25 protein-coding genes and 1 pseudogene are annotated in these 25476 nt (G+C 53.5%); 13 read left to right on the forward strand and 13 right to left on the reverse strand.

Going from position 1 to position 25476, the window contains the following annotated elements:
* Positions 1-25 precede the first annotated feature (25 nt).
* Positions 26-802 (forward strand): SDR family oxidoreductase, encoded by a 777-nt coding sequence (locus ABIE29_RS05735; RefSeq protein ID WP_024486095.1) that lies wholly within the window; start codon positions 26-28, stop codon positions 800-802.
* Positions 803-887: 85 nt separating this feature from the next.
* Positions 888-1742 (forward strand): co-chaperone YbbN, encoded by an 855-nt coding sequence (locus ABIE29_RS05740; protein WP_429617206.1) that lies wholly within the window; start codon positions 888-890, stop codon positions 1740-1742.
* 43 nt (positions 1743-1785) lie between these two features.
* On the opposite strand, the gene ABIE29_RS05745 is transcribed toward ABIE29_RS05740, so the two are convergent.
* The 5 genes from ABIE29_RS05745 to ABIE29_RS05765 all read right to left on the reverse strand — a co-directional run bounded on the left by ABIE29_RS05745 (position 1786) and on the right by ABIE29_RS05765 (position 7832).
* Complete coding sequence (locus ABIE29_RS05745; protein ID WP_429617207.1) at positions 1786-3012, reverse strand: MFS transporter; 1227 nt, start codon at positions 3010-3012, stop codon at positions 1786-1788.
* Between the two features lie 43 nt (positions 3013-3055).
* On the reverse strand, positions 3056-3958 hold the full coding sequence (locus tag ABIE29_RS05750) for a carbamate kinase (RefSeq protein WP_429617208.1): 903 nt from the start codon (positions 3956-3958) through the stop codon (positions 3056-3058).
* A gap of 69 nt (positions 3959-4027) precedes the next feature.
* On the reverse strand, positions 4028-4846 hold the full coding sequence (locus ABIE29_RS05755) for a DUF2877 domain-containing protein (RefSeq protein ID WP_429617209.1): 819 nt from the start codon (positions 4844-4846) through the stop codon (positions 4028-4030).
* A 43-nt stretch (positions 4847-4889) separates the two neighbouring features.
* Positions 4890-6155, reverse strand: coding sequence for a DUF1116 domain-containing protein (locus ABIE29_RS05760; protein ID WP_429617210.1), 1266 nt, complete (start codon positions 6153-6155; stop codon positions 4890-4892).
* Between the two features lie 9 nt (positions 6156-6164).
* The gene (locus ABIE29_RS05765) at positions 6165-7832 is read right to left on the reverse strand and encodes an acyl-CoA synthetase FdrA (protein ID WP_429617211.1); all 1668 of its coding nucleotides are present in this window, start codon (positions 7830-7832) and stop codon (positions 6165-6167) included.
* Positions 7833-8196: 364 nt separating this feature from the next.
* On the opposite strand from ABIE29_RS05765, the gene allD reads away from it, so the two are divergent.
* The 4 genes from allD (at position 8197) to allE (ending at position 12734) form a co-directional block, all read left to right on the forward strand.
* The gene (gene allD, locus ABIE29_RS05770) at positions 8197-9246 is read left to right on the forward strand and encodes an ureidoglycolate dehydrogenase (RefSeq protein ID WP_429617212.1); all 1050 of its coding nucleotides are present in this window, start codon (positions 8197-8199) and stop codon (positions 9244-9246) included.
* A 135-nt stretch (positions 9247-9381) separates the two neighbouring features.
* Positions 9382-10629, forward strand: a complete 1248-nt coding sequence (gene allC / locus ABIE29_RS05775; protein WP_429617213.1) for an allantoate deiminase — start codon at positions 9382-9384, stop codon at positions 10627-10629.
* The gene (locus ABIE29_RS05780; protein WP_429617214.1) at positions 10626-11903 is read left to right on the forward strand and encodes an MFS transporter; all 1278 of its coding nucleotides are present in this window, start codon (positions 10626-10628) and stop codon (positions 11901-11903) included. The genes allC and ABIE29_RS05780 overlap by 4 nt, the downstream gene beginning before the upstream one ends.
* Positions 11904-11948: 45 nt before the next feature.
* Positions 11949-12734 carry a (S)-ureidoglycine aminohydrolase gene (gene allE, locus ABIE29_RS05785; RefSeq protein ID WP_024486475.1) on the forward strand — a complete coding sequence of 262 codons (786 nt, stop codon included), beginning with the start codon at positions 11949-11951 and terminating at the stop codon, positions 12732-12734.
* A gap of 662 nt (positions 12735-13396) precedes the next feature.
* On the opposite strand, the gene ABIE29_RS05790 is transcribed toward allE, so the two are convergent.
* The 6 genes from ABIE29_RS05790 to ABIE29_RS05815 form a co-directional block, all read right to left on the reverse strand.
* Positions 13397-14743 (reverse strand): MFS transporter, encoded by a 1347-nt coding sequence (locus tag ABIE29_RS05790; RefSeq protein ID WP_429617215.1) that lies wholly within the window; start codon positions 14741-14743, stop codon positions 13397-13399.
* A gap of 182 nt (positions 14744-14925) precedes the next feature.
* Positions 14926-15807, reverse strand: a complete 882-nt coding sequence (gene glxR / locus ABIE29_RS05795) for a 2-hydroxy-3-oxopropionate reductase (RefSeq protein ID WP_429617216.1) — start codon at positions 15805-15807, stop codon at positions 14926-14928.
* Between the two features lie 10 nt (positions 15808-15817).
* Entirely contained in the window at positions 15818-16597 is a 780-nt protein-coding gene (gene hyi, locus ABIE29_RS05800; RefSeq protein WP_429617217.1) for a hydroxypyruvate isomerase, read from the reverse strand.
* 11 nt (positions 16598-16608) lie between these two features.
* A complete protein-coding gene (gene gcl, locus ABIE29_RS05805; RefSeq protein WP_429617218.1) occupies positions 16609-18390 on the reverse strand; it encodes a glyoxylate carboligase in 1782 nt (593 codons plus the stop codon).
* Positions 18391-18516: 126 nt separating this feature from the next.
* A complete protein-coding gene (allR, locus tag ABIE29_RS05810) occupies positions 18517-19341 on the reverse strand; it encodes an HTH-type transcriptional repressor AllR (protein ID WP_429617219.1) in 825 nt (274 codons plus the stop codon).
* A gap of 69 nt (positions 19342-19410) precedes the next feature.
* Positions 19411-19902, reverse strand: a complete 492-nt coding sequence (locus ABIE29_RS05815; protein WP_429617220.1) for an ureidoglycolate lyase — start codon at positions 19900-19902, stop codon at positions 19411-19413.
* A 359-nt stretch (positions 19903-20261) separates the two neighbouring features.
* Here ABIE29_RS05815 and allS point away from each other — a divergent pair, with 359 nt between their 5' ends.
* Positions 20262-21185: an HTH-type transcriptional activator AllS gene (gene allS, locus ABIE29_RS05820; RefSeq protein ID WP_429617221.1), complete on the forward strand. Its 924-nt coding sequence runs from the start codon at positions 20262-20264 to the stop codon at positions 21183-21185.
* A gap of 9 nt (positions 21186-21194) precedes the next feature.
* Here the strand turns inward: allS and ABIE29_RS05825 are convergent, their stop codons facing one another.
* Positions 21195-21536: a hypothetical protein gene (locus ABIE29_RS05825; RefSeq protein WP_429617222.1), complete on the reverse strand. Its 342-nt coding sequence runs from the start codon at positions 21534-21536 to the stop codon at positions 21195-21197.
* 459 nt (positions 21537-21995) lie between these two features.
* Here ABIE29_RS05825 and ABIE29_RS05830 point away from each other — a divergent pair, with 459 nt between their 5' ends.
* The 4 genes from ABIE29_RS05830 to ABIE29_RS05845 all read left to right on the forward strand — a co-directional run bounded on the left by ABIE29_RS05830 (position 21996) and on the right by ABIE29_RS05845 (position 23938).
* Positions 21996-22202: a hypothetical protein gene (locus tag ABIE29_RS05830; protein ID WP_429617223.1), complete on the forward strand. Its 207-nt coding sequence runs from the start codon at positions 21996-21998 to the stop codon at positions 22200-22202.
* A 5-nt stretch (positions 22203-22207) separates the two neighbouring features.
* Positions 22208-22423, forward strand: coding sequence for a hypothetical protein (locus ABIE29_RS05835; RefSeq protein WP_429617224.1), 216 nt, complete (start codon positions 22208-22210; stop codon positions 22421-22423).
* Between the two features lie 148 nt (positions 22424-22571).
* Positions 22572-23477: an SPFH domain-containing protein gene (locus tag ABIE29_RS05840; RefSeq protein ID WP_429617225.1), complete on the forward strand. Its 906-nt coding sequence runs from the start codon at positions 22572-22574 to the stop codon at positions 23475-23477.
* 2 nt (positions 23478-23479) lie between these two features.
* Positions 23480-23938 (forward strand): NfeD family protein, encoded by a 459-nt coding sequence (locus ABIE29_RS05845; RefSeq protein WP_429617226.1) that lies wholly within the window; start codon positions 23480-23482, stop codon positions 23936-23938.
* On the opposite strand, the gene cueR is transcribed toward ABIE29_RS05845, so the two are convergent.
* Positions 23935-24336: a Cu(I)-responsive transcriptional regulator gene (gene cueR / locus ABIE29_RS05850; RefSeq protein ID WP_429617227.1), complete on the reverse strand. Its 402-nt coding sequence runs from the start codon at positions 24334-24336 to the stop codon at positions 23935-23937. The genes ABIE29_RS05845 and cueR overlap by 4 nt on opposite strands.
* 243 nt (positions 24337-24579) lie before the next feature.
* Between cueR and ABIE29_RS05855 the strand changes: the two genes are divergently transcribed.
* Positions 24580-25143 carry a YagU family protein gene (locus ABIE29_RS05855; RefSeq protein WP_429617228.1) on the forward strand — a complete coding sequence of 188 codons (564 nt, stop codon included), beginning with the start codon at positions 24580-24582 and terminating at the stop codon, positions 25141-25143.
* A gap of 84 nt (positions 25144-25227) precedes the next feature.
* Positions 25228-25381: pseudogene (locus ABIE29_RS05860) on the forward strand (transposase); the annotation flags it as partial.
* Positions 25382-25476 lie beyond the last annotated feature (95 nt).

Raw genomic sequence — 25476 nt, forward strand, 5'->3', positions numbered from 1 at the left:
ATAGGGTTATCTACTAGGTAAAGTTATGCAAAAAGCGGTATTGATAACCGGCTGTTCCAGCGGGATAGGATTGATTGCGGCGCAGGACCTGCGTAACCGTGGCTATCGCGTGCTGGCCGCCTGCCGTAAGCCGGAAGATGTGGAAAACATGCGCCAGCTTGGGCTGGAAGGCATTGAGCTGGATCTGGACGATAGCGCCAGCGTAGAACGCGCCGCCGCACAGGTGATCGAGCTGACCAACGGGCGGCTGTATGGCCTGTTCAACAATGCCGGTTTCGGCGTTTACGGCCCACTCAGCTCGATTTCACGCCAACAACTGGAACGGCAATTCTCCGCCAACCTGTTTGGCACCCACCAGCTCACCCAGTTGCTGCTGCCAGCCATGCTGCCGCACGGCGAAGGGCGCATTATTCAAACCAGTTCGGTGATGGGGTTAATTTCCAGCGCCGGGCGTGGGGCCTATGCCGCCAGCAAATTTGCGCTGGAAGCCTGGTCAGACGCATTGCGTATGGAACTGCACGGCAGCGGCATTCAGGTCAGCCTGATCGAGCCAGGCCCGCTGACAACCCACTTCACCCAGAACGTCAATCAGGCGCAGAGCGATAAACCGGTGCACAACCCGAGCATCGCCAAGCGTTTGACGCTACCTGCCGAAGCGGTGTTACCAAAGCTGCGCCACGCGCTGGAAAGCCCCAAAGCCAAGCTGCGCTACCCGGTCACCCTACTGGCGCATACCATGAGCATCCTGCGACGCCTGCTGCCGGGCCGTGCGCTGGACTGGCTATTGCGCAGTAATGGTTAAGCAAACGGGGGCCAAGGGTTGAAGCACGCCGCTTTGCCCCCATCTAGAATAGATTGATTCTGCAAGATCAGATTAGAGAGAAACCATGCTAGCTCAAGCCGTTGTTGATATTAACGAAACTAACCTGCACCAGACGCTGGAACAGTCCATGTCCCAGCCGGTGCTGTTCTACTTCTGGTCGGACCGCAGCCAGCACTGTCTGCAACTCACCCCGATCCTGGATAAGCTGGCGGCGGAATACGCGGGTCAGTTCATTCTGGCGAAGGTGGATTGCGATGCCGAGCAGGCAATCGCCGCCCAGTTTGGTCTGCGTTCCCTGCCAACCGTCTATCTGTTCAAGGAGGGTCAGCCGGTTGATGGTTTCCAAGGGCCGCAGCCGGAAGAGATGATCCGCGAATTCCTGCAGCGTTTCCTGCCAAAGGCCGAAGATCTCAAGCTGGCGGAAGCCAGCGAACTGTTGCAGCAAGACCGCGCCGTAGACGCACTGCCTTTGTTGAAAGACGCCTGGAGCCTCAGCAATCAGCGCAGCGATATCGGCCTGACGCTGGCGGAAACCCAGATCGCCCTGAACAAGACGGATGATGCCGAAGCCGTGCTGGCGACCATCCCATTGCAGGATCGCGATACCCGTTACCTCGGTCTGGTCGCGCAGATTGAGCTGATGAAGCAGGCCGCCGATACGCCGGAAATTCAGCAGTTGCAGCAGCAGGTTCAGCAACAGCCGGAAAACGTCGAGCTGGCCGTGCAGCTAGCCTTGCAACTGCATCAGGTTGGCCGTAACGAAGAGGCGCTGGAATTGCTGATGGGTCATCTGAAAAAGGACTTGGCGGCGGCGAACGGTAACGCCCGCAAGACCTTGATGGATATTCTGGCCGCACTGGGGACTGGCGATGCGCTGGCCGCCAAATATCGCCGCCAGCTGTATTCACTGCTGTATTAATCGAACATGGGCGCAGCCGCACGGTTGCGCCCTGCATCGAATATCAAGCCTCCTGCGCCGGTTTTCCCTCTTTGACAAACAGCATGGCGATAAAGCCCACCACCGTGATCATCGCGGCAAAATAGAAGCCCGCATTCAGCGTCCCCGTGCTGTCGGCAATAAAGCCGGTTACGTAAGGCGCAAAGATCGACGCCGCCATGCCAAAGAAGTTATAAAGCCCGAAAGCGGTACTGAGTGCGGCACGCGGAGCGTTGTCTGCCACCAGTGCGATCAGTACCGGGTTAAGGCTGATTTTGCCGATAAAGCCATACAGCACCAATACGCCAATCAACGCCGCTTCGCTGGTGGAATAGACGATGCCGAAGATCGCCAGCAGTGAGAAAGGCAGCATAAACAGCACCACCGGTTTTCTGCGCCCCAGTTTGTCGGAGATATAGCTGCAAATCAGCGTCCCCAGCACCGAGATCCACGGCACGATGGAAGCGATGCTGGCCGCGTGCACAATATCCATACCGCGTTCTTTTTGCAGATAATACGGCAGCCAGGTAATGATCACGAAGAAGCCATAGATCGAGCAAAAGATGGTGATGTAGGCCATCAGCAGGTTACGGTTTTTAAACAGATCCAGAAAACTGAATTCGCTCTTTGCTGTCTCCGCTACTGGAGTATTGCTGGCACTTTGCGGTGCTTTTTCCCGAATGAAAAACAGCATCAGCAGCGCCACAATCAATACCGGGACCGCCATCGCCAGGAATGGCATCTTCCACGAAGTATGAAAGTGTTCGATCATAAAGCTGGAAAGGTAATACCCCAATGCGATACCGAACGACATGCCACTACCGATCACCGCACTGCCCAAGGTGATCCATTTTTTGGGGATAGCCTCGGAAGAAAGCGCATACTGCGGGCCATAATAGACGCCTTGCGAAGCGCCGGTCAGCATCCACAGCACGATGAAAATCAGAAAGTTGGATGAGATGCTGATGGCGGCAATAAACAGCGCAAACAGCATAAAGCCGCTAACCAGAATGCGTTTTCTGCCCAGGCGGTCGCCCAATAGCCCGGCAGGCACCTGCAAAAGGGTGTAGGTCAGAAAGAACAGGCTGCTGATTAACCCCAGATGGCTTTTTGACAGCCCGAACTCGTTTTGGATCTGCGGCATAATGGGGCTAAGTACCGAGCGCCCGGCATAGATAACGACCCAGCCGAGGAAGAAGATCACAACGGTTTTAATCCAATAGGGTACTCGCTCTGTTTTTATAGTTTGCATATTCATTTTCCCTTGGTTGATGGGCCGCCAGGCCCATCCTGTATCACGGTGTAATTAATGTCCCCGCAGTGCCTGCCAGGACCGACTCGATATCTTGCAGAGCGCCGATATGTGCCACCTTGCCGCTACGCTGTACAAAGCGGCTGACCGCCATGATTTTTGGTCCCATCGAGCCATCGGCTACCGCCATAGGGGCCAGCTCTTGAGTGGTGGCAGAACGGATGGCTTTTTGCTGCGGCGTCCCCCAGTGCTGATATACCGCATCCGCATCGGTGAGGATCACCAGGTGATCGGCACTCAGAGCTTCGGCCAGTAACGCAGAGGCCAGATCCTTGTCGATCACCGCTTCACTGCCGACCATTCCCTGTGCACCGGCCACCATCGGAACGCCGCCACCGCCGTTGCAAATCACGATATGGTTTTTCGCCAACAGCAGATTGATCGCTTCAATATCGATAATCTTTTTCGGCTCAGGGGAAGGCACCACCCGGCGCAGGTATTTCCCATCCAGCTTCATGCTCCAGCCATACTTTTGTTCCAGCTCGGCTTGCTGCTGTGGCTCATAAACCGGCCCGATAAATTTGCTGGGTTCCCGATACGCCGGATCTTCGCTGTCTACCAAGACGCGAGTCAGCAATGTAGACACCGGCTGAGCAGGATGGAACGCCCCTAGCTGCTGAGCCAGCATATAGCCGATCATACCCTGGCTTTCCGCCACCAGAATGTCCAGCGGATAAGGGGGAACATCGCGATAGGACAGGTTTTGCAGCGCCAGCAGCCCGACCTGCGGGCCGTTACCGTGCACGATGGCGATGCGGTATTTCTTGGCCAGCTTGCCAATGGCATCGGCAATTAACGCAATGCTCTGGTATTGATTCTCTGCAGATAACACCGCGCCACGCTTTAACAGGGCGTTGCCCCCTAAGGCAATTACTAACGTTTCCATTCAGATACCCATTTTCAAGTAATAGCAGCCCATACCGAACGGCATTCGGTATGGTTTTCCGCTAATGAATTAATAAAGACGATTGATTGCCATCGCGCCCAGCCAGACGCCCAATAACGTATCCGCACCGGAAAAATGCCCGGTGGCCAACATATCGTTGATGGCCACGGGCAATTCTTTGGGCCTGAGTAAGGCACGTGCCAGAAGTTGTACCGGGGTAGAGAAAATCCCCTGTTCGGCAAACTGCAAATAGTGGACGCTGACCAAGGTGGTCAACTGGTTCAAGGGCTGGCTGGCGGCAAAAAAGGACGGCAACCTTGTGACATCCACGCGGCTATCGAGATGAGCCACCAGCAACATGCCCAGCACCGTGTCATCATTGCTTGGCGTCAAGCCAGGGCCTTTGCCAAGCACGACGCTCCAGTCTACTTCCTGCCCCAACAACCAGGCGGTAAAGTGCTGCTGTAGCTCGCGAATTTCCAGGCACTGCGGCTGATCAACGAGGCTATCCAGGCGGCCAAACAGGCCGGTATGGGCGGCAACATCGGCCAACGCGACGGCCAATGGCGGCAGCGCGATTTCGCCACTCACCTTCAGGCAGAGATCCAAACTCCTGCCCTGGCGGTGGATGGCAATGTCCTCCAGTTCGATCCCCGTCGAAGAAAGCTGGCAATGCTGGGCCGCAGGCAGGCTGTCAAAGATTTCGTCGAAGTCGTCATCGCCAATTTCCCAGCCCATCGGGCTAAGCCCACGCCCTTCACGGTGCAACGTCAGTAGCCGATCGTTAGGCGAGAGAAAGTTGATGGCATTGTTGAAACGCCCCACGCAGCGTAACGGGCCGTAATCTTGCGTGGCATAGTGGCTAACGGCTAACGCGGTGATGTCCATAACTTGCTCCCTAGCCCGGAGTCGCCTCCGGGCGAACCGGTTGTTACGCGCTGATGCCCAGTTTTTCTGCCAGTGCTTCGATGGCTTTTTCAAAGCAGCCCAATGGAGCACGCACGGTGCCGGCACCGATCTGCCCAACCCCGGCTTCACGGTGGGCAATCCCGGTGTTGATCAACGGCGTGATACCGGTTTCCACCACCCGGCGTGCGTCCAGCCCCAGGCAAGCCCCTTGGAAGTCCCAGGTTGGGATTTGCAGCATCATGTTGCGTTCCAGGTAAATCTCGGCCATTTCTTCGGAGATATCGGTCGCGGCACTCATACCACCGGCTGCACCGACAAAGCGGGTCACGCCAGGAGCTGCGACCATGGCCGCACCGCCAATGCCGAAGGTTTCGGTAATGGCGCTGTCGCCAATATCCGGGTTGGCGTCGGCCTGGCTATAGCCGGAGAAGAACAGACCTTCCGGCGTATTGACCGGCGCGGTAAACCATTGGTCGCCCATGCCGCTGATCTTGACGCCAAAGTTTTTACCGTTACGGGTCATCACCGTCACGATGGTGCCTTGCTTAATCTCGGCCCCGGCATCCATGGCCGCCTTGCAATAGGCCATCGCCAGATTGAGGAAGAACTGATCGGTGATGCTGAGGAACTGCATGACCTTGGCCAGTTCAACGTTGTCCCGCTCAAGCAGGCTGATTTTAGGGGCCAACAGACGCATCAGCAGCGCCGACGCCGCGATATTGCGCTGGTGGAACTCGTCCCCCATGGTGATGGCCTGGGCCATGACGGCGGTGAGGTCAATCCCCTCATCAAAGTTGGCCAGCACCTCTTTCAGCACCGGTGCCAGTGAGTCACGCATCCAGCACAGACGAGCCTGCACGTCCGGCCCATAGGCGCCAAAGCGCATCACCTTGCCGATCCCTTCGTTCAGGTTGCAGTAGGCATAGTTGCCATGAACGGTGTTTTTCACCACCACCAGCGGCATATGCGCCGAGGTGATACCGCCCATCGGGCCAACGGCACTGACGTTATGGCAAGGGATGAACTCAATCTCGCCGTTTTCCAGCAGCGCCAGCGCCTGTTGCTCGTTTTCGGCCCACTGCTCAAACAGGCAGGCCCCAATGCAGGCACCGCGTACCGGGCCGCTCATTTCCGCCCAGGTGACCGGTGGCCCGGCATGCAACAGCTTTCTTCCCTGCGCCAACTGCGGGATCAGGTTTTTCGCTAAATCAACATCCTGCCAATGAGGGCGGGCTTCACGGATCCTGGCGATAACGGCGGCGTTTGCTTGTTCAATAGTTGCGGTCATATCAATCCCTTACTTTAAATTTTTCAGTATGTTAGCCAATCGTTGATTACCACCGGCCACCGGGGCCCATTGGTAATGCACCACTGAAATTTCGTTGGTTTGCAGATCGTCGGCAAAGCTACGCAAGCCTGCATTGATCACGGAAACACCGGCCAGCATGGCGGGTGCCGGTTCGCTAATGCCTTGCGCTGGCGGGGCGATTAACTGGCAGGCCAGCGCTACCGCTTCAGGCAGCGAATTCATCACGGCAATGCCCGCCTCGTTGAGCGTGGCAATCTGCTTGGAACGCTGCTGGGGATCCTGCTCGGTGCCGGTCACCGTGGCGATAACCGCTAACGGATGAGCCGTGCCACGCTTTTCGCGCACTCGTTTGACTTCGGTAGCCAAGGAGTCTGCGGGATCAATCTGTGCGCCATAGCCAATCACCACATCCAGCAGCAACACGCCAATCTGCGGCTGTTGAGCAAGGTGGGCAATTTCCTGATTGCGGGTGGAGGGGTCGATCATTGGGTGTGGTTTGCCCTGGGTGTAGAAATCGTCCCCCATATCGATAATGCGGTGCCCGTCAGCATTAAGCATTGAGCCATGTTGATGCTTGCTGTCGGCCTCCACGCCCAGCCGATCGGCCAGCAGCATGGCGCATTCCGCCGCCAATGTGCCACCGGCGTACAGACCGGAGATTTTGCCACCACACACCGCAGGTTGCTGTGCGGCCATTTGCTGCACGTTGGCCAACATCGCAGCCAGGCGGGCGGCTTCATCCAATGTCGCGGCGAAGGTGATATTACCCTGTTGTTTGGCAGGCGCTTTGGCTCCCAGGAACAGCGCGACCACCGGCTTGCCAAGGGTCTTCATCTCATCGATAACCCGTTGACGTACCGCTTCTGCCGGAGGCTTGGAGACAAACGCCAACACCTGGCTTTGCGGATCGGCCGCCAACATACGCAGTGCGCTGATCGCGCTGATGCCACCGATTTCGGCGGTTAAATCACGCCCGCCCAAGCCAATGGCGTGAGAGATGCCCTGCCCGGCCAGGGTAATTTGTGAGGTGAGTTCCTGAATACCCGTTCCTGAAGCGCCAATGATGCCGATCATGCCTTTGGGGGCGACGTTGGCAAAGGCCAGCGGTGCCCCGGCAATATTGGCCGTGCCGCAGTCTGGCCCCATCACGATCAGGCCCTTGTCGCGCGCCTTGGTTTTTAACGCCACTTCCTGCTCGACGCTGACGTTGTCGGAAAACATCATCACGTTGCAGCCATCGTCCAGCGCCTGATCGGCCAACTCCGCGGCATATTCCCCTGCAATGGAAATCAGCACCATATTGGCATCCGGCAGCTTCTGCCGCGCCATGCGCCAACTGCGTGCCTTGAGCAGGCGTTTACCGCCCTGCTGCCCCTGGGCAATGGCCTTCAACGCCAGGTCTAACGCTTCACCGATCTGTGCGGTGATGCTGTCATCGGCAGATTCCGCCTTGATCGCCACACAAATATCATTGGGGGTCGCTTCACTGAATTGCGGATGCCAGAAGCCGGTCGCTTCAAGTAAGGATTTATTGGCCGGCGTCCCCATCATGACCGATATTTCTTCGACGTTAGGTGATTCACTGAGCTTGCGGGAAATTAGCATCAGGCTGACGGAATCCTGAAAGCTCCCTTTTTTTATAAAAGCATGGATCATAGTGATATCCTTAAAACAGCATGTGAACTTCGCAATGGGCATTCTCAGATATTTTCAGTAACCTATTTATTTCAGACCCCATATTCTTATTGGCCAAGCTACAAATAAAACCCATTGACGAAGGTGAGTCTCATCACACTTTGTCCATTGTTAGAAAAAATCATCAAGTCCAGTGGGGATTAATTGAATTCAATCATCAAAAACACGGCGCTTTGTTAAAAATAATCTAACAATGGTAATGCCATTCAATGAAAATTTAAGCCAATAAAACAATAGCCGTCTGGATCACATTATTTAGTCCTCAGCTTTATACATTACATACCAGAGATAGTTTAAATAAACCGTAGTAACGAAAGGACTGTCTATGAAAGTCTCTAAGCAGCAACTGCATCAACTGATTAAAAATAAAATTCATTCTGCAGGTCTAAGCCAGGAACACGCCGGAATTGTCGCGGACGTTTTGGTCCATGCGGATGCGCGCGGGATCCATTCTCATGGCGCGGTGAGGGTGGAATATTATTCTGAACGCATCAGCAAAGGCGGCACCAATAACAACCCGCATTTCACCTTTGAAAAAACCGGCCCTTGCAGCGCAGTTTTTGATGGCGACAACGGTGCCGGGCATGTCGCGGCCAAGCTGGGTATGGACCACGCCATCGAAATGGCGAAAGAGAACGGCGTGGCGGTGGTCGGCGTTCGCCGCATCGGCCACAGCGGCGCACTGTCTTACTTTGTGCAACAGGCCTCCCATGCGGGCATGATTGGCATCTCAGTGTGTCAGTCGGATCCGATGGTCGTCCCTTATGGTGGCGCAGAGGTCTATTACGGCACCAACCCCATCGCTTTCTCGGCACCGGCTGAAGGCAACGACATCATGACCTTCGATATGGCCACCACGGTTCAGGCCTGGGGCAAAGTGCTGGATGCCCGTTCGCGCAACGTGCCCATCCCGGATACCTGGGCGGTAGACAGCGAAGGCAATAACACTACCGATCCTTTCGCCGTCAGTGGGCTGCTGCCTATCGCCGGGCCAAAAGGCTACGGCCTGATGATGATGGTCGATATTCTGTCCGGCGTGTTGCTCGGCCTGCCGTTCGGTAAACACGTCAGCTCGATGTATCACGACTTAAGCGCAGGCCGGGAATTGGGCCAGCTGCATATCGTGCTCAACCCAAGCTATTTCACCAACGAAGCGACCTTCCGCAAACATATCAGCCAGGTCATGAGAGAGCTGAACGAAATCAAACCGGCACCTGGCGTGAAACAAGTGCTCTACCCTGGCCAGGGTAGCCATATTCGTGAAATAGAAAATGAAAAAAATGGCATCGATATTGTCGACGAGATTTATCAATACCTGATTTCTGACGATATTTACCAACATTCCTACGACCACAAAGATCCGTTTGCCAGTTAACCGGCAGATAAATTAAAGCAGGCGGAGAAACGCTATTTTCACCGCCGTTTTTTCTTATAACCCCTCAGTTGGCGGACAATGAGAACCGACTCAGCCTCCACGTGACTCAGGGAAGTTACTAGCAGGCAGATAAATATGAAAAATTTCCAACAAGAAATTCGCGAAACTTCTGGCTGGTTATCCAAAATAGGGGCAGATCCCAGCGGCGGCATGACGCGCTTGCTGTATACCCCTGAGTGGGTGGAAGCCCAACGGGCGCTGAAGCAGGCTTTTGAAACCGCCGGTCTGACGACCTCCTTTGATGCCGTCGGCAATTTATCCGGCCGCCTGCAGGGCAGCAAATATCCCGACCAGGTGATCCTTTCCGGCTCGCATATTGATACGGTCGTCAACGGCGGCAACCTTGATGGGCAGTTTGGCATTGAAGCCGCCTATCTGGCGATCAAACATCTGAAAGAAACCTACGGCGCGCCGCTGCGTACGCTGGAAGTCATCTCGCTGGCCGAGGAGGAAGGCAGCCGTTTTCCTTACGTTTTCTGGGGCAGTAAAAACATTGTTGGTTCCGCTCGCCCGGAAGAAGTCAAAAGCATCTGTGATGCCAAAGGCGTGAATTTCGTTGACGCCATGCATGGCGCAGGCTTTGATTTCCGCCCGCAAGACCAGCCACTGCGCAAAGATATCGCCGCTTTCGTTGAACTGCATATCGAACAGGGCAAGGTGTTGGAGACCGAAGGAAAAACCATTGGCGTGGTCACCAGCATCGTCGGCCAACGCCGCTACGATATCAAACTCAAGGGCGAGGCCAACCACGCGGGCACCACGCCAATGGGTTACCGTAAAGACACCGTTTATGCCTTCAGCCGGATCTGCTGCGAATCCATCGCCAAGGCCAAAGCGGAAGGCGACCCGCTGGTGCTGACCTTTGGCAAGGTAGAACCCAAACCCAACACCGTCAACGTCGTGCCTGGCTTTACCCATTTCACCCTGGATTGTCGCCACACTGACAAAGCGACGCTGCTGCGTTTCACCCAAGAAATCGAAGCCGATATTCAGCGCATCTGTGCCGAAATGGGCATTGAGGTCGAGATCGACCTGTGGATGGATGAAACACCGATCCCGATGGACAAACAGCTGCTGGCCTGCGTCAGCCACCTGTGTGAAAGCCACAAGCTGAACTATCGCATGATCCACAGCGGTGCTGGCCATGACTCGCAGATTTTTGCCCCGCACGTGCCGACGGTCATGATGTTTGTACCAAGCATTGCCGGTATCAGCCATAACCCGGCGGAGAAAACCGAACTGTCCGATCTGGCCGAAGGGGTGAAAATTCTGGCGCATACCTTATATCAACTGGCCTATACCGAGCAGGGAGCCCGCCTATGAGCAACAACAAAACCGACTCCAACACCGGGTCTGACCCGCTGTACTGGAAAAAAATCGTGGTAGTCCTGTGTCTGGGCTGGGCGGTGATCTGGATTTACCGCACCGTGCTGACACCGATCTTCCCTGAGATCCAGGCGACCATCGGCACGCATTCGAACGCCGAGATGGGCCTGATCGCCAGCTTCTACTTCTTTGCCTATACCGGGATGCAAATCCCGGCCGGGATCCTGGTGGATAAGTTCGGCAAGAAGGTCGTGCTGATCCCAGGCTTTTGCCTGTTCATCATCGCCACCTTGCTGATCGGTAACGCCACCAACCTGACCATGATCTACGCCGGTAGCCTGCTGGCCGGGATGGGCTGTGGCTCTTACTACGGCTCGGCTTACTCGCTTTCATCAGAAAACATTCCGTTGGAACGCCGTGGTTTGGCTACCGCCATTATCAACAGCGGCTCGGCGCTGGGGATGGCTATTGGCCTGATCGCCTCCAGCCTGCTGGTGAAAAGCATGGGGATGGACTGGCAAATCATGCTGTTTATCATCACCGGCCTGCTGGTGGTGATGACGTTGGTGTTCAGCCTGGTGATCAAGGGCGGCTCCTACACCGCCTCACTGACCGCCAGCCCGGCAGCCGCTGCGGCCACGCCGGTAGCAGAAACCGAGGAAGCCAGTGGGTTGTTCAGCCTGCGGATGATTTCCGCCTACGTGATGTATTTCGCCACCTGCTATGGCTACTACATGATCGTGACCTGGCTGCCCTCCTTCCTGCAACAGGAACGTGGGTTCGAAGGCGTAGCCATCGGCTTCTCCGCCGCGCTGGTGGCCTTTGCCTCCGTACCAGGGGCGCTGTTCTTCAGCCGCATGTCTGACCGTTTCCGCGCCAAGAAAGTGCAGTTGATCATCTTCTTGCAAATCTGCGCCGCAGTGACGCTGGTCTGCACCGTGATCTCACCAGACTCCACCACCCTGCTGGTCAGCCTGATCCTTTATGGCCTGCTCGGCAAGCTGGCGGTGGATCCGATCATGATTTCCTTCGTCGCAGATAACGCCCCCAAGAAAGGCTACGGCACCAGCTTTGGCGTATTTAACTTCTTCGGCATGTCCTCTTCGGTGATTGCTCCATTCCTCACCGGAGTGATCTCCGACAGCACCGGCTCCAAGGTGATGGGGTTCTATATCTCAGCCGCCATCCTGCTGATCGGCACCGTGATCTTCTTTACCGTCAACGTGTTGATGAAGCAGAAAAACAATCGCCAAACGGCGGCACAGGCATAATTTTTTGTTGTAGGGCTACGGCCCTGACTAATCAGGAGAATTAACGTGGGTTATATCAATAATCAGATTGGCTATCCAAAAGATATCTTGGCTTCGCGCTCCATTATCAAACGCGACAACTATGCCGTGATCCCACCAGATGGCCTGGTGCGTAACATCATTCCTGGCTTTGAGAATTGTGACGTCACCATTCTTGCCACCCCGAAACTGGGTGCCACTTTTGTCGATTATCTAGTGACGCTGCATGATGGCGGCCGTAACCAGCAAGGGTTTGGCGGTGAGAATATTGAAACCTTGGTCTACGTTATCGAAGGTAACATCACCGCTTCAGCCGACAGCACCGATTATCCCCTCACCACTGGCGGCTATCTGTATTGCCCTGCCGGGGTGATGCTGCGCCTGGAGAACACCAACGGCGGCAAGCCAAGCCAGCTATTCCTCTACAAGCGAGTCTACAACCGCATCAAGGGTTATGAAGCCCACGTGGTGAGCAACAACGTCAACAAGCTGGAAAGAATTCACTATGAAGGGATGAGCGATGTGATCCTGCAAGATCTGCTGCCAAAGGATCTGGGGTTCGATATGAATATTCATATTCTCTCCTTCAAGCCAGGTGCCAGCCATGGCTACATCGAGACCCACGTGCAGGAACATGGCGCGTATATTCTCAGCGGTGCCGGGGTTTATAATCTGGATAACGAGTGGATCCCGGTCAAGAAAGGGGATTACATCTTTATGGCCGCCTATGTTCCGCAAGCCGGTTATGCGGTGGGCCAGGAAGAGTTCAGCTATATCTACTCGAAAGACTGCAACCGCGACGTCGACTTCTAAACCCGCTTCAAGGCCACGTTGCGTTTAGCGTGGCCTAACTGATTGAAATAGAGCCATATTGTTCATTCGGCAATCAATTTACCCCTCACCCCAACCCTCTCCCACAGGGAGAGGGAGCCAGTTCAGCGCAGCGTTCAAGTTAGAAGCCCATCGGGAAGACAAAGACATTAATACGCTGGAGTTAATCCGTGGCACATTCGGTCCCCTCCCCCAAACCTTTCCCACAGGGAGAGGGAGCCAGTTCAGCGCAGCGTTCAAGTTAGAAGCCCATCGGGAAGACAAAGACATTAATACGCTGGAGTTAATCCGTGACACATTCGGTCCCCTCCCCCAAACCTTTCCCACAAGGAGAGGGAGCCAGCTCAGCGCAGCGTTCAAGTTAGAAGCCCATCGGGAAGACAAAGACATTAATACGCTGGAGTTAATCCGTGGCACATTCGGTCCCCTCTCCCTGTGGGAGAGGGTTAGGGTGAGGGACATAACACCGAGTCACCTGTTATTCACTCCACTTTTAGTATTGTCACCCAAACGTTTTCCCTCTTTATCATTGGGCAATAAAAAAACCATCCCCCTCTACCTTTAAAATAGAACAACATATAGGCAGAGAGAGCATGGTTTTTATCAATCAGAGCTATTATCAGTAACCGACTTTCTATTGAGTATTATTTATTAACCAGTTTTGCCGGAACACTATAGGTCAGAATGGCCCCCAGTATCATCATACTGGATAGTACACACATCGCGACCAGATTACTCTCCGTCGTATTTTTAAAATAGCCAATAATATAAGGAGAAATAAAACCACCTATATTGGCAATCGAGTTAATTAACGCTATCCCAGCGGCAGCACAGGTACCGGTAAAAATAGCATTTGGCAAACTCCAGAACAGAGGGGAAGGAACCAGACTGGAGGCGACTGCAATACATAATGCCACCATCACAATGACTTTATTGTCTGGGAACAGGCCGATAAAGATCAGCGAAACCGCAGCAATACAGAAAGGAACAATAATATGCCAACGCCTTTCTCGATGTTTGTCGGAACTGCGTGCAGCCAGTAGCATGGCAACGACGGCAAGCATATACGGTAGCATGGTCAGCAAACCAATATCCAACACCGAGCTTACCCCGGTATCACGGATCATGGACGGAACCCAGAATGCCAGTCCCCCTTGCCCCATCACCGTGCAGAAACAGATCAACCACATTTTAGTGAAGGCAGAAGACTTCAGCATTCTCTTCATTGTCCACTCCTGCGTCGCACCATCTGCCCCCACCTTTTTCGATGTTCCCTGCACCATATCTTGCGTGATCATTTCTTTTTCTTGTGGACTGAGCCAATTAGCACTCTGATAGGTATTATCCAGGAAGAAGAAGATGACGACTGCAATCAATACCGCACGCGGACCACTGATAAAAAATAACCATTGCCAGCCGGACAGCTCAAACATGCCATTCATGTTTTCAATAATCCAGCCGCAGAGTGGCCCACCAATGATGTTACTTACCGGTATCCCGCAAACAAACAACGCCGTCATTTTTGCCCGCTGGCTTGAAGGGAACCACAGTGTCAGATAGAGGATCACGCCAGGATAAAAACCGGCTTCGGCTAACCCCAGCAGGAATCTGGCCAGATAAAACTGCATTGGATTGGTAATAAAAATGCTCAGCATTGAAATGGTGCCCCATATCAACATCAACAGGGCAATGACTTTCCGTGCACCATATTTACTCAGTAAGATATTGCTTGGAACACCGGCGATAATATAGCCAATAAAAAATACGCCAGCCCCCAGACCATACACTGCCTCGGCCATTGACACATTACCTTGCAGAATATCTGGCATCATTTGGAACTTGGAAAAGGATATCCCAACGCGATCAAGATAACCAATGATATAACTGATTAATAATATTGGCATAATGCGCCAGGCAATCTTACGGTATAACTTGCTTTTATCAGGGTTGGTCAGAATAGCTCTATCAATCGCAGCATCAACGGTTGCCATATAGGGTCTCCTTGGTCGGCATCCTGCTATTTCTTCTGTTATTTTTTGCACATATTTTGATCGAAAGACCCTTTTCACTTTACATAAAAAGGGCGATAGAAATTTCAGCGACGTTTATTGCCTACTATTTTACAAGAATAGAGTCGGTATTGATAATGGTAAAAGAATACCGACTTATCAATTTAATCAGAAACTTTATGGTTGGCCATAATTTCCAATGCCTGTACCAACGCGGAATGGTCAAGATCTTTGGCCCCATTGGCCGCGCAGAGGTTGAACAGCTCTTGGCAAGTGGCGGTATTAGGCAAACTGAGCGCCAACGACTTAGCGCCCTGCAGTGCCAAATTGAGATCCTTTTGGTGCAGGGAGATACGGAAGCCCGGCTCAAAGGTTCGTTTGATCATCCGCTCGCCATGTACTTCCAAAATGCGCGATGAAGCAAAGCCGCCCATCAGCGCATCACGTACCCGTGCCGGATCGGCCCCCGCTTTGGAAGCAAATATCAGCGCCTCGGAAACCGCTTCGATCGTCAGGGCCACAATAATCTGATTGGCAACTTTGCAGGTCTGGCCGTCGCCATTGCCACCAACCAGCGTAATGTTTTTTCCCATCAGGGCCAGTAAAGGTTTTACCCGCCCAAAGATGGCTTCGTCACCGCCGACCATGATGGTCAAGCTACCCTGCTTGGCCCCCACTTCACCACCCGATACCGGCGCATCCAGATAATCGGCCCCCAGTTGGTTGATGCGTTTGGCAAACGCCTTGGTCTCCAGCGGCGAAATAGAACTCATATCCACCACGATCTTGTTTTTGAGTGGTGCTTCGGCACAACCATTGGCGGCAAACAACACCTCTTCTACCTGTGGCGTATCGGGCACCATAATAAAAATAACGTCAGCCTGCTCGGCCACCTGCTTGGGAGTGGCACAGGAGATGGCCCCTTTTGCCACCAACTCCGGCGGAACCTGATGCAAGGTGTTGGCATACAGCTGATGGCCACCAGCGATCAGCTTTTCAGCCATTGGCGTACCCATGATCCCTAAACCAATAAAGCCTACTTTCATGATATATCCCTCAATGTTGATATTGCTTGATCCATGACAGGCCAGCAGCCGTCGTTGTCGCAGGTTTGTATTCGCAGCCAATCCAACCGCTGTAGCCCATCTTATCCAGCGCACGGAACAGATAGTCGTAATTGATTTCCCCGGTTCCCGGCTCATGACGCCCCGGATTATCGGCGACCTGGATATGCGCGATTTTCTGCAGCAGCTTTTCCATAGTTTGGGCCAGCTCACCCTCCATGCGCTGCATGTGGTAGATATCGTATTGAATAAACAGGTTGGGGCTTGCTACCCAATCCATCAGCTCCAACGCCTGACGAGTGGTTTGCAGATAGAAGGCGGGCATATCGTATTTATTGATCGGTTCGACCAACAGACGGATATTGGCCTTGGCCAGCTCCCCTGCCGCATAGCTCAGGTTAGCGACCACAATCTCATCGGTCTTGTGTGGGGCGACGGATTTATCCGGGTTACCGATCAGGCAGTTGATCTGCGCACAACCCAACGCACGGGCATACTCCACCGCCAGACCTACGCCATCACGAAACTCGGACTCGCGCCCTGGCAGGCAGGCAATACCCCGCTCACCCGCAGCCCAATTCCCGGCAGGCAGGTTTTGTAATACCTGCGTGAGTTGATTCTCTTCCAGTGCTCCCCTCAACGCCTGCACGGAATAATCATAGGGAAACATATATTCAATCGCCGTGAATCCCTGCTCTTTGGCACAGCGAAAACGCTGCATAAAATCGACTTCATTAAACAACATCGATAAGTTGGCTGAAAACTTTGGCATGAGCCTGCTCCTTACTGATAGCTAAAGTAGCTGACCGAGGTCGGCGCATCTTCTGGCGACTCGGCAACGGGTTCGAATTCATTGACGTTGTCCAGCTCTGTCCCCATAGAGATGTTGGTGACCCGTTCGAGGATAATCTCCACCACCACCGGAACCTGATGCAGACGCATTAACTCTTGCGCCTGTTGGAAGGCCGGGGCGATATCCTCAGGCTTAACGACACGGATAGCTTTACATCCCAGCCCTTCGACCACCTTGACGTGATCGACACCGTATTCGCCCCCTTCCGGGTTGTTGATGTTTTCATAGGACAGTTGGACGCAGTAATCCATATCGAAACCGCGCTGCGACTGGCGGATCAGCCCCAGATAGGCGTTGTTGACCACCACGTGGATGTACGGCAGCTTGAATTGCGCGCCAACGGCCAACTCTTCGATCATGAACTGGAAGTCATAGTCACCCGACAGCGCGATCACTTTGCGCTGCGGATCGGCGGCACAGACGCCCAAAGCAGAAGGAAGAGTCCAACCTAATGGGCCAGCCTGCCCGGCGTTAATCCAATGGCGTGGTTTGAACACGTGCAGCATCTGTGCCGCCGCGATCTGCGATAACCCGATGGTGGTGACGTAGCAGGCATCACGCCCAAACGCCCGGTTCATCTCTTCGTATACGCGCTGAGGTTTGATTGGCACATTATCGAAATGGGTTTTACGCAGCAGAGTCTGTTTGCGCTGGAGGCAGGTTTCCACCCACTGTGAGCGATCCGGCAATCGTCCTTGATCCGCACGTTCACGAGCTCTTGCCACTAACATTTGCAGGGCGATTTTGGCATCGGAAACAATGCCCAGATCTGGGCAAATCACGCGGCCAAGTTGGGTCGGTTCGATATCGATGTGGATCACCTTACGCCCGGCGGTGTATTTATCTACCGAACCGGTATGGCGATTGGCCCAGCGGTTGCCGATGCCAAACACCAGATCCGAATCCAACAGGTTGGCGTTACCGTAACGGTGTGAGGTTTGTAATCCAGCCATCCCTGCCATCAACGGGTGATCGTCAGGGATACAGCCCCAGCCCATCAGCGTTGGGATCACCGGGACGTTACAGGTCTCCGCCAACTCCTGCAGCAGTTCGGCCGCATCCGCGTTGAAGATCCCGCCACCGGCGATGATCAACGGTTTGCTAGCGGCACACAGCATGTCCAGGGCTTTGTCGATCTGCGCCTCAGTGGCCGCCGGTTTGTAAGCCCCCAGCGAGGAATAGGTATCCGGATCAAACTCAATCTCGGCCATCTGCACGTCATAAGGCAAATCGATCAGCACCGGGCCAGGGCGGCCAGAGCGCATCAAGTGGAAAGCCTGCTGTAGCACGCGAGGCACCAACGCCGGTTCCATGACCGTCACCGCCATTTTAGTGACCGGCTTGGCGATCGATTCAATATCTACCGCCTGAAAATCTTCCTTATGCAAACGCGCCCGGGGAGCCTGGCCGGTGATGCACAAAATGGGAATGGAATCGGCAGAGGCGGAGTAAAGCCCGGTGATCATGTCCGTTCCCGCAGGCCCCGAAGTTCCGAGACACACCCCGATATTGCCGGGTTTAGCCCTGGTGTAACCTTCCGCCATGTGGGAAGCGCCTTCAACATGACGCGCCAGATAGTGCTTGATGCCGCCATGTTGACGCATCGCGTTATAGAAAGGGTTGATCGCCGCGCCAGGCACGCCGAATGCGGTAGTCACGCCTTCCTTTGCCAGCACGTACATTGCCGCATCTACTGCTCGCATAATTGCCATCTAAACGTTCTCCTAAATTTTTGGAAAAATTTTCCAATTTTAAAATGAGTTCAAAAAAACCCGTTTAGGTAATAAACGGGGAGGTATCCTCATCCTGCAGCCGCGAGCGCGACCACAGGCTTTACTTTAATCGTGATCTTTCTTACTGCGCGACTCACCTAGCGCGGTACTGATGTCGTTGGCCACATCACGCACCAATTCCCCCAGTTCCTTGAAACGATCGCTGCTAACGCGCGAGCTAGGCCCTGAAATAGAAATGGCCGCAATAACGTTGTTGCTACGGTCGAAAATCGCCGAAGCCAGGCAATTCAGGCCAAGAGCGTGCTCTTCAGCATCAACGGTATAGCCCTGCGCCTGCGATTGCGCTAAATCCTTACGTAATAAATTTACGCTGGTCAGAGTCTTCGGGGTAAAAGAATGCAGCCCCGAACGCACGAACAAATCCAGCATCTCCTCTTCCGCCAGCGGATACAACAGCGCTTTCCCCGCCCCGGATGCGTGCAGCGGTAAGCGGCTACCTAGTGGTGCACACATGCGCACCATGGCCTGGCACTCACATTGACGGATCAGCACGGCGTCAAAGTTATTCCTGATGGCCAGATTGGCGGTTTCGCCTGATAGCAACATCAGCCGCCGCATATAAGGGCCCGCAACCGAAACCACGTCTCTGTCATTCATATAAGCCGCACCGACGGTAAACGACTGGATGCCGATATGCCACCAGCCAAGCTGGGGATCCTGAAAAACAAACTCAGATTTTTCCAGTACTTTCAATAACCTGAAAGTTGTTGATAGCGGTAACTCCAACTTCTCGGATAGCACGGAAACGGACGAACTTCCGCCGGCATTGGCCAGAAATTGCAGGATCTCCAACCCACGATCCAACGCCTGCGCGCCTTTCGTCGCCCCTGCTTCTGTCGTCGGTCTTCCCTTTCTGCGTACTTCGTTCATTCAGGCTTTCCTTTATTTAGCTCAAGGTTTCCCCGCTATAATAAACAGCCTATGCGCTTGGGGACAGCGCTATCCAAGCACAACCCGGTAAGTCTCTGGCAATGATTTGACGATACAGTTGTCGGGACCGCCACGATCGATCGTGAAAAAGTCGGTGATCGCACCATAGGCAAACAGCGGGTGGTGCCAAACATTGCGGTGATAATTCACTCCTTGCTTACCGTTGGTGATAAAGGCGCGCAAAGTATGTAGCGGAATTTCGTCCCCTTCCCCGGCTTCAGCAACAATCACCACAAAGCGCTCCCCCTTCATGGGCATAAAAGCCTGAGATGACAAAGGATGTTTCTCCAACGCTGAGAACTCCAACGGCAGATCGCAGGGTTCAGATCGGTTGATGCTGACCAGCACCCGATGATCATCGGCCACCTCCACTTTGGCAAGATCATGATATCGTTCTGTTTTCCCACCATTGATATGGAAAAATGGCGCCCCCTCAATCTGCAATACATTCCCGTAGGGTGCAAAGGCTTCGGGCGTTAACTCAACGGCAATCAGGTCCATCAGTTTCTCCAGGATCGTTTCAAAAAGGAACATTACTGAATAGTCTCACTCTAGACAGGTCGCCTGAAATTTAAAAGTTAATATTGGAAAAATTTTCCATAATACGATCTGCTGCACATTTTTTATGCCGAGCTGGAAATATTCAATTAATAATCAAATAATTAAAAAAACAAGCCACTGCAATACAATTATTTAGCATAATTGCAACCTGCAGCGATATTCAGTAGAGGAAGGCCAATAACAATAAAACGTGAACAAGATCACGATAAGCGGCTTTATGACTAACCCAAGACGATTAAGGCCAGTAAATTCTTGTGTAACATTAGGGGAATGATGGCCGCACCGGTTAAGGAAGCGCTATGCTGGATCACGAAACAATTCGATCGTTTATCAAAGTCGCGGAATGCCAGAGCTTTTCCCGCGCAGCCGAATTACTGCACAAGACCACTGCCACCATCAGCTACCGCATCAAAACGCTGGAAGAAAGCATCGGCACACAGCTTTTTATCCGTACCACCCGCAGCGTGAACCTGACCCCCGCCGGTGAATACCTGCTGGAACGTTGCCGCCAATGGCACAACTGGCTCGACTCCATGCCCGATGAGCTACGCCAGATCAACGACGGCGTGGAGCATCAGGTCAATATCGTGATCAACAACCTGCTGTACAACCCGCTAAGCGTCGCCCGGCTGTTGGCCTACCTGCAACAGCGTTATCCTTTCACGCAGTTTCATATCTCGCGTCAGGTATATATGGGAGTATGGGATTCGTTGTTGCACGGCGATTTTCAGCTGGCCATTGGCACCACCGGCTCTGAATCACTGGCTAATGACGTCAGCGTATTGAAATTGGGGGGGATCAGTTGGGCTTTTGTGGTCACGCCAGATCATCCGCTCGCGGCCTGCCAGGACACGGCACTGCATGAAGATCGGCTGCGCAGCTACCCGGCGATCAACGTGGAAGATACTTCGCGCAACCTGACAAAACGCGTTGCCTGGCTGTTGCCCGGCCAAAAAGAGATCAAGGTGCCAGACCTGCGTAGTAAACTAGAGTGCCACCTGCAGGGGCTGGGCGTAGGTTTTTTGCCAAAAAATCTGTGCCAACCCTATCTGGATAGCGGCCAGTTGATCACCCGTGACGTCATCAATCAGCGGCAACCATCACCGCTCTCCCTCGCCTGGCGTAACGACTGTGGTAAAGCCGTGGAAGAAATTGTCACGCTGTTCCAACGGCGCGATGAACGTATCACCGGCTTTCTGCAATGTATTGATTTACCGGTTTAACGTGGTGGCTTATCGCTTCTGGGCCGCCACCTGGGCCCGGAGTTTCTTAATCGGCGGCGACGGCTCCCGCTTCAGCACGTGCAGGAATTCATACGCCTTCTCATTAGTGGCGTACTCTGCCGGCACGCCAAAGTCCTGGATCATCATCCAGCGCTGGAACAGCTCCGGATCGGACTCTTTGATAAACCACAGCATTTTGACTGCGGTCGTGGCGATAGCCGGGATTGCAGTTACGGTGCCATTCACCCATTTATTCAGGGTGCTGCGCTGCACCCCCAAGAGTATGCACAGTGCAGGCTGCTCAATGCCTAATCGTTCCAGATAGCTTTTAAACTCTGCTTGATTATCCACCCTGCGATTTCCTATTGATCTCAACAGACGTATTGCAGTTTAGCACATAAATTCCGTCCCCCACAGCTACACAAACCCCGACCCATGGTTATTACAACCCCAAACCAGGAGCTAATAGCTACATCAAAATGATTTTTGAGACCAACTCCAAGTAGCTAGAAAAAATTGACATTGGTCAACATAATGGTTAAAACGTGATACACAGCTAGGAATATTCTGTAGCATCAGCTCGGTAAAACGACAAACCAGGCTAAATATCGTGTTATTACGTAGCTAATAGCTTCGTGATAACGCGCAAAATTAAACCCAGGGACACCCCGGTGCTATCCTGACTAACTCGAAGAATGAAAAAATGATGGTCAAGACACTGTCTACCGTGGAGATTGCCATCTTGCTGGTTGTATTTCTTCGGCGTCACGCATAGCCGAGTGTGAGGCACAGACAGCAAAGAGCAAGACATTGCAGGCACGAATTGCCGGCATAGACAGCAAGATTTCACCAGATATCAAACAGGGCTACATTGAGCAAACGACCGCCGCGTTGGCCGAAGAAAACCAGTATGCGCAGGTTTATCAGAAAGGTGTCTTCATCGCCATCTGGTACCGGCAAAAACACAAGATGGTGCGGCTGCATGATGGCCAAATCATCGGCACCGCCAAAGGATGACTCTCTTGAAAAAATCCCAAACCGACAGATTCAAACATTTACCCGAGATGCAGCAATTCGTTTGTCTTAAAGCGCTTCGACATATCGAGCAGACCAATCTTCAATCCGGCGTGCTCGGCATGGCGGTCAGTGTGCTGTTGACCGATGGCAACACGGTGACGCTGAGCAAATTCGACGCGGCTCCTGAAGAAGTTTCCATTATCACATCATGGCAACGTTAAGCCGTTCCTGACAAACCTGATAAAAATGGCCCATTCGCGGTGAGATGTTGCCGTTTTCTACAAAAAACGATCTTATCCTGGTGATGAATTAGGTATTCCCCTGCCGCTAGCGTAATATCTAGCAATATGTCTGACAGGAGGTTGTGCCATGTTTACCATTATTCCGATCGTGATCGTTGTCGCGCTGATTATCGTCTTCTCGAGCATCAAAATTGTCCCGCAGGGCTTCCAATGGACGGTAGAGCGCTTCGGTCGTTATACCAAAACGCTGATGCCGGGTTTAAACCTGGTAGTGCCTTTTATGGATCGCATTGGCCGCAAGATCAATATGATGGAACAGGTGCTGGATATCCCTTCCCAGGAAATTATCTCGCGCGATAACGCCAACGTGGCGATCGATGCCGTCTGCTTTATCCAGGTGGTCGATCCGGCTCGTGCCGCCTATGAGGTCAGTAACCTCGAGCAGGCGATCGTTAACCTGACCATGACCAACTTCCGTACCGTGCTCGGTTCCATGGAGCTCGACGAAATGCTGTCACAGCGCGATAGCATCAACACCCGCCTGTTGCATATCGTCGATGAGGCCACCAACCCCTGGGGCGTTAAAATTACCCGTATCGAAATCCGCGACGTTCGCCCACCGGCCGAACTGATTGTGGCGATGAACGCCCAGATGAAGGCAGAACGAACCAAGCGTGCCGACATTCTGGAAGCGGAAGGGGTACGTCAAGCCGCGATCCTGCGCGCCGAAGGGGATAAGCAATCGCAGATCCTGAAAGCCGAAGGGGAACGCCAGTCGGCGTTCTTGCAGGCCGAAGCGCGAGAACGTGCCGCTGAAGCAGAAGCACGGGCAACCCAGTTGGTTTCGGACGCCATCGCCACCGGCAATATCCAGGCGATTAACTACTTCGTAGCCCAGAAATACACCGACGCATTGCAGCAGATTGGCTCTGCCAATAACAGCAAAGTGATCATGATGCCGCTGGATGCCAGCAGCCTGCTGGGCTCTATCGGCGGTATTACCGAATTGCTGAAAGATAGCAAAGGTAAGTAATTATGCTGGAACAGATCGCAGCAAACCCACAATGGTTCTGGATCTCGTTAGGCGGGCTGCTGTTGGCCGCGGAAATGCTCGGTGCCAGCGGCTATCTGCTGTGGAGCGGCGTTTCTGCGGTGATTGTCGGGGTGATTACCTGGCTGCTGCCGGCGTTGAGCTGGGAGTGGCAAGGTTCCCTGTTTGCCGTGATGACCATTGCCGTGGCCTACCTGTGGTGGTACTGGCTGCGCAAGCGGCCAACGGCAACCAGTGGTTCACCGGTGCTCAACCAGCGTAACCGTCAACTGATCGGCACCCGCGCCACGCTGACAGAGCCGATGCATAACGGCCATGGCCGCATCAATATCGCCGACAGCAGCTGGCGCGCGCAAGGCAACGAGGATCTGCCGATCGGCACCGAAGTTGAAGTGGTGGCGGTCGAAGGCACCACCTTGGTGATCCGCGCCATTATACGCTAGCCTCGGTGGCAGCAGCCTGCCAGATTATTGATGATTGGACAGTCTGCGCCTTCATCTCCAGGGCATTGTTCCGCCAGCGCCAGCAGCCGTTGGCGCATTTCCCCCAGTTCGCTGATGTGCTTTTCGATATCGGTGACTTTCTGCAGCGTGCGGGCTTTGACATCGGCACTGTGCCGCGCCGGATCGTTAAACAACGCGACCAGTTCACGGCACTCATCAAGGTTGAACCCCACCTGCCGAGCCTGGCGCAACAACGTCAGTTCTTCAATATGCCTGGCGCTGTAGCTGCGGTAGCCGTTGTCCGTACGGATCGGGGCGGTCACCAATCCTTTCTCTTCATAAAAACGGATGGCTTTGCTGGTCAAACCGGTTTTTTTGGCAACGTCGCTGATATTCAATAGATCCCCCTTGACCTTACCCTTGCTGAAAAGGTCTATATACCCCACCGCCACCCAAGTGACAGTGGTAACTCGATAAATTATACCCCCATTACTCCCCAATGCTCACCAAATACAGCCCGTATATCGCCTCACGGGGATGTAGCTGAAAAATTGTCATATCTTGATGCTTTCAGTGATACGCCGCAACACGCGCGTGGCGTATAATCAGGGCTCATTTTTCCTTTTCACGGACGTGGAGTTATGAACATTTGTAGTAAAGTTAATTTACGTATTTTTTTGTGGGCAACCTTCATCGGTGGTGCGATCAGTTCATTGGTGAAGTCAGGTTCCGAGGCCAATATGCCGCCGCGCATCGTCGGTGAAGCATCGCCGCCCGCCCTTAACATTGATGCCTGGCTTGGCTGGCTGGGGATTAACTCCCATTCTATGGATTATGTCTACCAGGGCGTAACGATCCCCGGCGCAGTAATGCTGTATCACTGGATGTTCAGCTTTATCTTTGCGGGCCTTTACGTTCTGGTTTCAGCTTATACGCCCAAAATCAGGCTCTGGTATGGTGCGGCTTACGGTATTGTGATCACGCTGGTCATGCACGGTTTACTTATCCCGGCGCTAGGATTCAGGCATCCGGCCTATATCTCAGGTGAAGCTGGCTGGCTCTGGAACCTGAATGGGTATGAGTTCTGGAGTGAGCTGATCGGTCACATTTGCTGGTCAGTCTCCATTGAAGTGAGCCTTATCGCTGTGCTGGCGCTGCTTTCCCGACCAATCACGGGGATGTGGTCAGCGAACAACATGAAGTAAAACATTTTAAGGGCGGGCCTAGGTGGCCCCGTCTGATGCTGAACCATACTCTATGACGTCAGCATCCCTTTCAAAAACCCAACGCGCCACGTCTGGCGAAAACTGCACCTGGCCATGGAGTTCGATACTCACGAGGTTATCTGTGCTGACCTGTCACTGAACAACTTGACCGATGTGGAGGCATTCCCGGGCCTCGTCCGCCAGATCTATCAGAAAAATCAGGGTGGTTTCAGCAGATGCTTAAACCAGCCTCCAAGCCGGTTTTTTATCCCTAGAGAAAAACTCGCAAAATTCGGGCCTTATGTCGATGTGTGTCCATGTTGTGGACAGCGT

Origin of the sequence: Serratia sp. 2723 (assembly GCF_050434425.1) — a bacterium.
GTDB lineage: Bacteria > Pseudomonadota > Gammaproteobacteria > Enterobacterales > Enterobacteriaceae > Chania.